The sequence below is a fragment of the Microcoleus sp. BM001215392 genome, assembly GCF_036700185.1.
Classification (GTDB): Bacteria; Cyanobacteriota; Cyanobacteriia; order Cyanobacteriales; family Microcoleaceae; genus Microcoleus.
Map to the genome: position 1 here is coordinate 1 of NZ_JAUBOJ010000284.1, position 10,105 is coordinate 10,105.

The following is a 10,105-nucleotide window of genomic DNA, read 5'->3' on the forward strand; positions in this document are numbered from 1 at the left end:
ACAGATAAACGCAGATAATTTTAGGGTGTTTTCCGATTTTTGCAATTCAAGTCTAGTTATCAATTAATTGTTAGTAGTTACAACCTGAATGAGTACGCTGCAAAGAAAAAATAAATGCACTCGTTATTGGGTGCATCTCAGTTTTGCTTTAAGAGTGCTGTCCCAAAACAGCGAGTCTTTGAGAATTCGCTGTTCTGGGACAGCACTGTAAAAAAAATGCTTTTTGCAAAAATGAGATGCTCCCCTGGTTATTATGGGTTTTTAAGATGTTTTTTTATAATCAAATACCAAAAACGTGGTTTTACACCCTACCCATACGGTTCTCGGCGCGGTGTGCATCGCCCTACATCTAGGGATTATGCGCTCAAGAATGTATTTTCAACAGCCGATCGCACTATTTATTATTCGCACAACCTCGAACGATCGAGGTTTTATCTAAAAAATACCGGAGTCGTGAAACTCGATCGGCCTTTCATACCAGCCGACTCAACTGCCCCTATCTCCTGTGACAACCTTCTAAAATAGTTTAAGGAAGTACCAAAAGACAAAAGTAAGGTTTTTCATGGCCGATCAATTAATTCGCGCAACAGCCGCAGATGGCGGAATTCGCGCTGTAGCCGTCATTACCACCCGCCTTACCGAAGAAGCAAGAGGGCGCCACAAGCTCTCCTACGTCGCTACAGCCGCCCTCGGCCGCACGATGTCAGCAGGGCTGTTACTCGCCTCCAGCATGAAGCGCCCCGAATCGAGAGTCAACATTCGCATCAAAGGAGATGGGCCCCTGGGCGGACTTCTGGTTGATGCAGGACTCGATGGCACGGTTCGAGGTTACGTGGACAATCCCGAAGTGGAATTGCCACCCAATGCTAGAGGCAAACTTGATGTCGGCGGAGCCATTGGTGATGGTTATTTGTACGTGGTGCGAGACGTGGGATACGGATTCCCTTATTCAAGTACCGTAGATTTGGTTTCCGGCGAAATTGGCGACGATCTGACTCACTATTTGGCAACCTCCGAGCAGACACCTTCGGCTCTGGTTGTGGGAGTCTTTGTTGGGGCTGCGGGGGTGCAAGCTTCTGGGGGCGTGCTGTTGCAGGTGTTGCCCAAGGCCGCAACCGATGAAGAATTGGTGAAAACTCTAGAATCTAGAGTAGCTGGATTGTCGGGTTTTACCCCGCTGCTGCGATCGGGCAAAACGCTGCACCAGATTCTCGAAGATTTACTCGGTGATATGGGGCTGGAAATTTTTCCGGAAACTCAGATGGTGCGCTTTCACTGCGGCTGTTCGTTCGATCGAGTTTTGGGAGCTCTGAAAATGTTCGGCGAAGCTGAACTCCAAGACATGATCGAAAAAGATGGCGGCGCTGAGGCTACTTGCCATTTCTGCAATCAGGTTTACACTGCTAACAGCGACGAACTGACGGAGCTGATCGGAGAGTTGCGATCGAACTCCGGTTCTTGACACGGTAATCTGTAATTGGCTCTATTGAGTGCGAGTTAGGGATCGAGGCCTTGACCAATTGCCAATTACCAATTATCAATTACCTAATCACAAAATTTTGATTTGGGCGGCGCGGGCGATCGGCTCTTGCAGTCTTTCGCCTGCGGTCACAAGTACAAGTGATGAATATATTGTATAGAAAAGTTAATAACAGCGATCGCTGTTTGGAAATAATTAAGACAGGCTGGTTGTTGTTTGTGGTGAGGATATGAGTCAAGATCGCAAAACACCAGGCCGTTGGTCTGCATCAGAATCCTTGGAGCAAACAAAGGATACTTCCTCGCTAGTGCCACTTCCTGCCAGGAAAAACCGCGCTGAGCGACTTAGAGAACTCCGAGAATTGGTTACTTCGGGAAAACTACCAGGAGGGCATCTGGAACAGCCGACGAAAGAGTCTGGGGAAAATTCGCCTCCTCTAGAGCCCTATAGGCTGTGGCGGATCTGGTCGCAAAAGTGGCAGTTTTGGCTGGCCGTGAGTTTGATGATGTCAGTTGGTATGGGGTTTGTGGCAATTTCGTCTTTGCTCAACTTGACTGCGCAGTCGAATTGCTCGAAGATTTTTTGGCCGACGGCTTCTGCTAACGATCGCTTTTTTTGCGCTCAAGAATCAGCTAGCAAGCGGACGGCTGATGATTTGCTCCGCGCGATCGAATTAGTTAACGCTTTGCCCCCCGATCACCCGCTGCGACCGAGAATTAACGGTCAAATTGACGGATGGGCGCAGGATATTGTCAAGTTGGGAAATGCTAGCTTCCAAGAAGGAAAGCTAGCAGAGGCAATTGCGATCGCCCGCAAGGTTCCTCAAGATGTTCCCGCTTACGCGACGGTGCAAAAAGAGATTGACAAGTGGCAGTCTACATGGAGCGATGCAGAGAAACTTTACCGCAGCGCAGAAGACCACTTGCGTCAGGAAGAGTGGGGGCTGGCTTTCCGCCAAGCTACTCTGCTGTTGGATTCAGGAAATACTTTCTGGGAATCGGCTAAGTATGAGGAACTAACTAAGGCAATTACCGCGACCAAGGCCGAGGGCAATAAGTTAATCAAAGCCCGCAATACAGCGGCAGAGGGAGGACTCGACAATCTGGTGACAGGGATTAAGCTGGCTCAGGGCATCGATCAAAAAAGTTATTTGTATGAAGCTGCCAATAAGTCGATCGCCGAATTTAGCAAGAAAATCATGGGTCTGGCCCAAAAACGCTTGCTCTTAGGCGATTGGCAGCAGGCGGTGGCGATGGCTAACAAGATTCCGGAGTCGGCAAATTTAAAGGAACAAGTACGAGATTTTAACGAGTTGGCCGGTGCTACGGCTCAGGCTTTGACCGGCTCTGTTGATGGTTTGTCTAAGGCGATCGAGATTGCTCAAAAGTTGAAGGACGACCGCCCTTTGTACAAACAAGCTCAAGATTTGGTCGGCCGCTGGCAACAAGAAATGGCTGATGTGAAAGTTTTGGATTTGGCAAGCAGGCTGGCGGCGCCGGGAGGAGTCAAGGATTTGAGGGCTGCGATCGCCCAATTGCAAACAGTCGCGCCTTCAAATCCCCGCTCTCTTGAAGCTCGCACTCAAATTGCTCGCTTGAGCCGTCAAATCGAGCTGCTCGAAGACAGTCCGTACCTGCAAAAAGCTAACGATTTGGCGACTACGGGCGATCCAAATTCTCTGGAGGCTGCCGTTGCTCAAGCTTCTCGGATCGGTCAAGGTAGGGCGCTTTACGGGGAAGCTCAAACCAAAATTCAAGCTTGGATCGAGAGAAGACAGCGGCTTCAAGACCAGCCGTTTTTGGAAAGAGCTCAGCAGCTAGCAGCGAGAGGGAATTTGGGCGAGGCGATTGAGATGGCGCGCCGGATTCGATCGGGACGGGTGCTTTATGACGAAGCTCGATCGAACATTCGGACATGGGAAGCTCAATTTCAGGGCGAGCAAGGCTTGCAGAGCGCCCGTCAGGCAGCCCGAGCGGGGACTGCTGAGGCTTTGCAAATAGCGATTTCTCTGGCAAGTCAGGTACCCGATTCGAGTTCGCTGCGGTGGCAGGCCAGCGAGGCGATTGAGGAGTGGAGCCAGCGGATTTTGGCGATGGGCGTGGAACAATCGTCGTCGGATCTGGCTGGGGCGATCGCCACTTTAAAGAAAATTCCCTCGGGAAATCGGGCTTTTGAGCAAGCGCGATCGCAAATCCAAATTTGGGAGCAGTCGCTGAGTCCCGCGGCTCCCGAGTCTCCGTCTCCGGTTCCCGAGCCACCAGAAACAGAGCCTCCGAACAAGTCTCCGAGCCGTTAGGTTATACCATTTTGGATTTGGGATTTTTAGTATTGAAGTTTTCCGTAGGGTGTCTCGCCATAGACCATCTTCAAGAAAGACCGACAATCTAATAGATCCGCACCTAGGAGCTTCAAGGGCGAGGAGACAACCCTGTGTTTCAATCTCGCCCAAGATTTTTGTCTTAAGCAAGCTTTTTCATAAATAGTATTTGCAAGGTGCGTCGCCGTGAGATTAATGACGGCAGAACTCATAGGTAATCGGGAATTCTATCCGTTACATCCGCTACATCCGCTACACAATCCGCGGACGTACTTCCTTCTATCGATTAAACATCAGCCGGATTCAGGTGCATCATTGCCCAAGTGGTGTAAGTGCCGATCGGACTCCAGAGTATGTAAGGCAGCAATAACCAGGTCGCCGATTCAGAAACTGGCAACACACTGATAGCTAGCAGCACGCTTAAAATTGCACCAGTTCCGCCGATAATCGTACCGACTTTGAGACTCCTAAGTTTGCACATAACCGACGTGTAAGACATAGTTACTATTTCTAAAAGCAGGTAAAAACCCATTCTCAGCCAAGTCTCCTGAGTTCCCGGTTCTTTTTCCCAAACAATCACCGCCGACCAAGCTAAACAAATAAAAATTACTGTCCAGATTATAGGAATTGCTTTTTCAAATACTAGCCATCTCGGACGCAATAATCTGTTGAACCATTGGATATCGCTGGTCGCGATTCTGTTAATCGCCAAAGCTACTATCAAGGCGACTGCTCCAACTACCATCCATGATTTAATCATTTCTATACCTTTAGCTAGATTAACTGTTTCGATTAAAACTATATTTTAGGTAATTCCGGGGCAAAGCACATCTCTCTCCAGTCTTAAAGTGATAATTGCCAGGTAAATTAGGCTGGTTAAAAATAGCAAGTTTATTGCCTTCACAATCCCGGACACACAACCTAATTATGTAGGGTGCGCACCGCGCACCTTACCGCTACAAGCAGCGCTTAGCGTTGCCAATCAATCGGCTAGCCGAGTCGGTGATGGTGTTCTAATTCTAAACTAGAATCATCATCTTTTTTGGGAACTAGAAGCGTATTTTCGCTGCTCGGTTGCAACACGGCTTTAATCACTTGGAGAAAACGGTTTGGTTTTTTCGTTTGACCATTGAGAGTGCGGCGGTCTTTCACTTTTTGAGAAAGGTGTCGCATCACAGATAAATCCAGTTCATCAATGAAATGGTCTGCTATGCGTTCTCCCATTAAATCAATAGCTTCCGAATACTGATCTGTCAGCATTTCTATGGCATCGTATGCTTCGTCAGCAACTTGACTTGCTACTGTTTTATTTTGGTCGCCTGATGTTTGGGAATGACTGCGGCGTCGGTCTAAAAGATTTTGGTAGTCAGCAATGCTCATGCCCAAATTGTAGAGGTGATGGTGAGCGTGATCCATCAAATCTACTTCACTGGGATAGAAGAAACCGCGAGTGCTGTTGATACCGTGCAGTTTGGCCCAACGCCGCAAAATTGTTTCATCTTGCAGTTGGTATCGCTCCAACATTTGAGCTGTATTTAGCTCAATTTCTGGCGTAACTTTGAAATCGCTCATCGGTAAATCCTCGCTGGTGAGTAGATGAATAAATTTGAAACTTAGAATCTGTGATTGGCGCGCAGTCTGAAAATGACGATAAATCCTGTGACGACATTCACGGAAGTATTGCGGGCTTTTGCTAGCCGTCGATCGAGTCAGAGGATTTCAGGGTAACGTACTATTGGGCTTGGTCTCGATCGCATTCGGGAGCAACTGCACAGGGTTAATAATATAGCTGATTTAGTGTTTTTACAACCGTTAAAAATAGTAAATTTTGCTTTTTTGGCTTGAATTGTTAGTAATGTTGAGTTATAATACTCACAGTAACTGTGCAATTAGTAATGTTAGTAGTTGCAAACGAGATTCTTAGTATGCCTGTATACGATTATTTTTGTCCCAAAAACAACCAGCAGTTAGAAGTTTCGCACAGCATGAACCTGGAAGTTTCGACTTGGGGACAACTGTGCGAGTTGGCTAAGTGCGAACCTGGGGATACTCCTGGAGATGCTCCGGTACGCCGAATGCTGAGCGCTCCGAGGTTGCTGAAGCCGACATCCGACACCGATTATAAAAATTCTGGTTTCACCAAGTATGTGAAGCGGGATGAAGGTGTTTATGAAAATGTCACGGCTAAAGATGGTGAAAGCCGTATTATCAATCGAGAAGGTAAGCCACTCAAAGACTGAGAATCCACAATCATTAAGTTCGTAGTGAGGACTTCATGTTCGTAGTGAGGACTTCAATCCTTCTTAAAAGTTCGTAGTGAAGACTTCAATCCTTCTTAATCTTTAAGTTGAGCGGGACTAAAGTCCTTACTACAAACCTGTGAAATTGCGAGTCATGAAACACCGATAAGATTATTTGCCAAACCAATCACTCATTTTCTGCTGTGCTTGTGCTTTAGTTTCAGCATTAATGTACACTGAAACCGTAGCAATCGCTGCCAGCAACACCCCCAAATCATCTGTAAATCCGACACCAACTAATATATCTGGAATCGCATCAATCGGAGATATAAAATAAGTCAAAGCTCCCACAACAACCGTTTTTGCCCAAGCCGGCACGTTAGGATTTTGAGCAGTGTAATAAAGCGTCAAAGCTTTTTCAACTACTTCTCGGCCAGCCGTTAAAGCAAATTTTTTAAGCTTCGCCCAAAAACTTTCATCGGAATAATCTGTTTGCGGATTGCTGAGGTTTGTTGTGGTTTTTTTTGCATCAATTAAATCGATAGGAATGCCCTTTTTTTTGAGCTGGGAAACAGCAGAATTGAAAGAGGCTGATGCTTGATTATTTTTGGGCGCAGCCTCCTGTATTTGTTTCATGTCTGCGATGAATTCTTGCATGGCTTGAATTTGCAAATCGGAAACTGCGAGAATTTTTTTCGCGGATTGAATCGCATCGGTTTCAGCAGGATGGAGGGTATTATTTGCCAAAGCAATGGCGATCAAAAAATACATCACTCCCAAACGCAGCGGTTCTTTTGACTGACTGACTGTTTGCAAACAGTCGTTCAAAGATGGCGGAGTTGCTGTGTAGGATTCGATTTGAGTCTTGGCTGAATCGGAAAATTTGTCTAAATTTATGGTTTTAAACAGCAAATTTAGTTCGTCAATATCAACGGAACCGTCGGCTGCTGCGATCGCAAATAAAGCTCCATAAAAAGCTAAAAGTTCAGTTTCCGAGGATGTAGCAAAAATATCTTTTTCGGACATGATGCAACTGAGCTTGATAACGACGATCTGGATCGTACCACAAAATTCACCTCCTATCGATCGCAAAAACCGGCAATAATCTTAGAGGGTAGGACAAAATGGAGAATTTTTGATGAAAGTTGCGATCGTCGGCTGCGGTTATGTGGGTACTGCGACAGCCCGACATTTACAAGGTAAGTCTGATTGTACCGTGACGGCGACAACTACAACGGCGAGCCGAGTTAGTGAATTGGAGGGTGTCGCCCAGCGGGTGGTTGTGCTTAAGGGAAATGATGCAGGGGCGATCGCGAGTTTGCTGCAAGACCAAGATGCTGTTATGCTGTGCGTCGGTGCTCCAAATCCTCAAGCTTATCGAGAAAGTTACTTAGAAACTGCGGCAACTTTGGTATCAGTTTTACAGCAAATACCGACAGTCAAGCAGGTGATTTATACGGGTACTTATTCTGTGTACGGCGACTGTCAAGGTAAAGCAGTAAACGAAGATACGCCCGCCCGGCCAGCCAATCCCAACGGTGAAATTCTCGCGGAAACCGAACGAGTTTTATTAGCAGCATCGAATCCAAACCTACAAGTTTGCATTCTCCGTTTGGGAGGAATTTACGGGCCAGGGCGAGAATTAGTTAAAATCTTTGGACGTTGGGCCGGGACAACTCGTCCGGGCGCCGGGGAAGATGCGACAAATTGGGTGCATCGAGATGATATTGTTGGCGGATTGACCTTTGCATTGGACAATCGATTGCAGGGGATTTACAATTTAGTCGGGGATGTGTCGCTGTCTAGTGGCGAATTACTCGATCGCATTTTTGAAAGTAACAATCTACCGAAAGCTACTTGGGATACATCTGTGAGCAGCGTGCGGCCGTATAATGCGAGGGTATCGAATCAAAAGATTAAGGCGGCTGGTTATCAGTTTGTTCATCCTGAAATTAGGGAGTTTTAATCAATCTCGACTGAAATTATTGCCGCTAAAAAAAGAGTTTGTAGTCAGGACTTTAGTCCTCATAATTTTAATATGACTGAACTCCTGACTGCAAAATAAATTAGAATTATTCACGCGGACTCGATCTGACTGACAGATGAAGCAAGGAATGTGAATCAAACGTGACCAGAACTAATAGTAGATACACCTATTAAAAATTATCGGTCATCCTTTACAACCGCTGAAACAAATCCATCCGATAGCGTTTGTGATGGCGGGCTAAATCTAGCATCAAGAAACGTTTTCGCGGGTCGCCAAGATGTTTCAAATACTTGCTAGAGTCTTCGATAAAAGTATTGTGAACAATCTCGCCATTCAGGATAAAACTTTCTACTGGAAACCGATAATGAACCATCAAGAGATAACCTCCAGGAAGCAAGCTATCAATAATCTTTTCCTTGGTTTCCCGGAGGTCTTCAGTTGTCAAATAATAGCCGACTTCTGAGAATAAAATTAAATCAAACTTGTTTGTTGGGAACTGCTGGGGTATCTGCATCTTCTCAAACTGTACCTGTGGGAACTCGGCGCAGCGTTTCCGTGCTTCTTCTAATCCGATATCCGAACAATCTATGGAAAGCAGTCTGTCACACTTTGGCGCTAGTTGCTGCGTAATTACACCGATAGCACATCCGATTTCAAAAGCATTTTTGAATTGGACTTTTGGCAAAGCTCTAATAGTTGCTCGGAATTTACTAATTTCATAAGAATTCGATGTGTATCCCCAAGGATCGGGACTCCCTTGGAAGGTTTTATCAAAAAAACTGGACGGTACTGATTCATTCTGTGAAGGCTTCATACTGAATCTCTGTAAGTTAAATTATCTCTAACTAAATATACCAAAAAGGTCATCGCATATTTGCCTGTGTTGGGAAATTTTGCTTTGATGTGCGATCGATTTTGACACTATTATATTTTCCCCTTAACCCAAGTCCTAAAGGATTTCAGCAAAGCCATTTCCCCTATCGTTTGAGTGCGAGTGAAAAACCCAGCCATTTCCGCTACCGATACAAAGGGAAAAGCAATACTAAAATCGCGCTCAATATATTCTGTTTCTACCAACTGATAAAATTTCAAAACTCGCCCGTTATACAGCCAGAGTTCCGGGACGCCAAGTGCTGAGTAAATGCCCAACTTATCCACTGAACTGCTGGTAATATCTATTTCAATTGCTAAGTCCGGCGGCGGGGCCGTTTCTAAATCCAGTTCTTGCCTGCCCCTGAGTGCTGGTTCATTTTGGATATAATAACAGTTATCTGGTTCTATGCCTTTTTTAGCATTTTTGAGTTTGAGAGTAGTTGAACCCGCACTTTTAATTTCAATGTCGAGTTCTTCTGCTAAAGCAATGATGAAATTACCGAAATTGCTCTTGTAGTTCTCATGTTCAAATAATGGCGCCATAATTTCCAGTCTCCCTTCATCGTAAGCTATGCGATAACCTCGCTTATCGCCTATTTCTTTGAGCAGCGTTTCAAAGGTTGACCAGCTAATATTTTCTAGCAGGGTTCTCTGTTCGGCTAGACTTGAAGTAGTAGCAATCATCTCAAAATCTCCTTGAGCTGAGAAAACTCTGGTTTTATTGTAGCACTGGCAAAGCTAATATCAAAAAGGGCGTTCTTTTTTGAACCGCAGATGCAGGCGGATAAACGCGGGTTGTGTTAAATCTTATTTGATGACACCGCTAATTCTTTCTCTTCTTCCCAAGACAGCGATTTTTGAAGTTCTCCTGATGCTGTAAATGTTTGGGCTGCCAATAGTGCAGTCTCTAAATTCACACACATTTTGGCGGAATAATTGCCTTCTTGTCCGCCCACAACTAGCTTTTCTATTGCATCTGGTTTTGATGGCTCTACTAAATTAGAGAAGCTAACGTTATCAAAAGTGACGTTAACAATATATTTGCCTGATTCGCCGCCACCAATGCTCATATAACACTCGTCATCTGCACCCAAGGTAACTAAAGTTTTACTTTTTCCGTTTAACTCGCGGATGGCTTGCTCTATTTGATTCCAAGTAGGACTTTCTATTAAGTCACCTTCGTCCTGGTTGCCAACCCAATTTTCTGC

The 10,105-nt window shown here is 45.6% G+C and carries 10 protein-coding genes; 4 read left to right on the top strand and 6 right to left on the bottom strand.

The genetic code is table 11. The features are described from left to right. Positions 1-562: 562 nt before the first annotated feature. Entirely contained in the window at positions 563-1,462 is a 900-nt protein-coding gene (hslO, locus tag QT974_RS24455; RefSeq protein ID WP_333471008.1) for an Hsp33 family molecular chaperone HslO, read from the top strand. A 247-nt stretch (positions 1,463-1,709) separates the two neighbouring features. Then, the gene (locus tag QT974_RS24460; protein WP_333471009.1) at positions 1,710-3,776 is read left to right on the top strand and encodes a hypothetical protein; all 2,067 of its coding nucleotides are present in this window, start codon (positions 1,710-1,712) and stop codon (positions 3,774-3,776) included. A gap of 307 nt (positions 3,777-4,083) precedes the next feature. On the opposite strand, the gene QT974_RS24465 is transcribed toward QT974_RS24460, so the two are convergent. Beyond that, positions 4,084-4,557: a TspO/MBR family protein gene (locus QT974_RS24465; RefSeq protein ID WP_333471010.1), complete on the bottom strand. Its 474-nt coding sequence runs from the start codon at positions 4,555-4,557 to the stop codon at positions 4,084-4,086. 230 nt (positions 4,558-4,787) lie between these two features. Then, positions 4,788-5,369 (bottom strand): hypothetical protein, encoded by a 582-nt coding sequence (locus tag QT974_RS24470; protein ID WP_333471011.1) that lies wholly within the window; start codon positions 5,367-5,369, stop codon positions 4,788-4,790. A gap of 353 nt (positions 5,370-5,722) precedes the next feature. On the opposite strand from QT974_RS24470, the gene QT974_RS24475 reads away from it, so the two are divergent. Further along, positions 5,723-6,037: a zinc ribbon domain-containing protein gene (locus tag QT974_RS24475; RefSeq protein ID WP_333471012.1), complete on the top strand. Its 315-nt coding sequence runs from the start codon at positions 5,723-5,725 to the stop codon at positions 6,035-6,037. Positions 6,038-6,208: 171 nt separating this feature from the next. Here QT974_RS24475 and QT974_RS24480 read toward each other — a convergent pair whose 3' ends face one another. After that, positions 6,209-7,063, bottom strand: coding sequence for a DUF1232 domain-containing protein (locus QT974_RS24480; protein ID WP_333471013.1), 855 nt, complete (start codon positions 7,061-7,063; stop codon positions 6,209-6,211). Positions 7,064-7,175: 112 nt separating this feature from the next. Here QT974_RS24480 and QT974_RS24485 point away from each other — a divergent pair, with 112 nt between their 5' ends. Further along, positions 7,176-8,003, top strand: a complete 828-nt coding sequence (locus tag QT974_RS24485) for an SDR family oxidoreductase (protein ID WP_333471014.1) — start codon at positions 7,176-7,178, stop codon at positions 8,001-8,003. 211 nt (positions 8,004-8,214) lie between these two features. Here QT974_RS24485 and QT974_RS24490 read toward each other — a convergent pair whose 3' ends face one another. The 3 genes from QT974_RS24490 to QT974_RS24500 form a co-directional block, all read right to left on the bottom strand. Beyond that, positions 8,215-8,838, bottom strand: coding sequence for a class I SAM-dependent DNA methyltransferase (locus QT974_RS24490; protein WP_333471015.1), 624 nt, complete (start codon positions 8,836-8,838; stop codon positions 8,215-8,217). Between the two features lie 110 nt (positions 8,839-8,948). After that, on the bottom strand, positions 8,949-9,581 hold the full coding sequence (locus tag QT974_RS24495; RefSeq protein WP_333471016.1) for a Uma2 family endonuclease: 633 nt from the start codon (positions 9,579-9,581) through the stop codon (positions 8,949-8,951). Positions 9,582-9,697: 116 nt separating this feature from the next. Continuing rightward, the coding region (locus tag QT974_RS24500; RefSeq protein ID WP_333471017.1) for an Imm1 family immunity protein at positions 9,698-10,105 on the bottom strand (408 nt) is incomplete at its 5' end.

Bases quoted from the DNA above. Each gene is read 5' to 3' on its own strand.
- QT974_RS24485 (WP_333471014.1), top strand. From the start codon at position 7,176: ATGAAAGTTGCGATCGTCGGCTGCGGTTATGTGGGTACTGCGACAGCC.
- QT974_RS24490 (WP_333471015.1), bottom strand. From the start codon at position 8,838: ATGAAGCCTTCACAGAATGAATCAGTACCGTCCAGTTTTTTTGATAAA.
- QT974_RS24475 (WP_333471012.1), top strand. From the start codon at position 5,723: ATGCCTGTATACGATTATTTTTGTCCCAAAAACAACCAGCAGTTAGAA.
- QT974_RS24495 (WP_333471016.1), bottom strand. From the start codon at position 9,581: ATGATTGCTACTACTTCAAGTCTAGCCGAACAGAGAACCCTGCTAGAA.
- QT974_RS24470 (WP_333471011.1), bottom strand. From the start codon at position 5,369: ATGAGCGATTTCAAAGTTACGCCAGAAATTGAGCTAAATACAGCTCAA.
- QT974_RS24465 (WP_333471010.1), bottom strand. From the start codon at position 4,557: ATGATTAAATCATGGATGGTAGTTGGAGCAGTCGCCTTGATAGTAGCT.
- QT974_RS24480 (WP_333471013.1), bottom strand. From the start codon at position 7,063: ATGTCCGAAAAAGATATTTTTGCTACATCCTCGGAAACTGAACTTTTA.
- QT974_RS24460 (WP_333471009.1), top strand. From the start codon at position 1,710: ATGAGTCAAGATCGCAAAACACCAGGCCGTTGGTCTGCATCAGAATCC.
- hslO (WP_333471008.1), top strand. From the start codon at position 563: ATGGCCGATCAATTAATTCGCGCAACAGCCGCAGATGGCGGAATTCGC.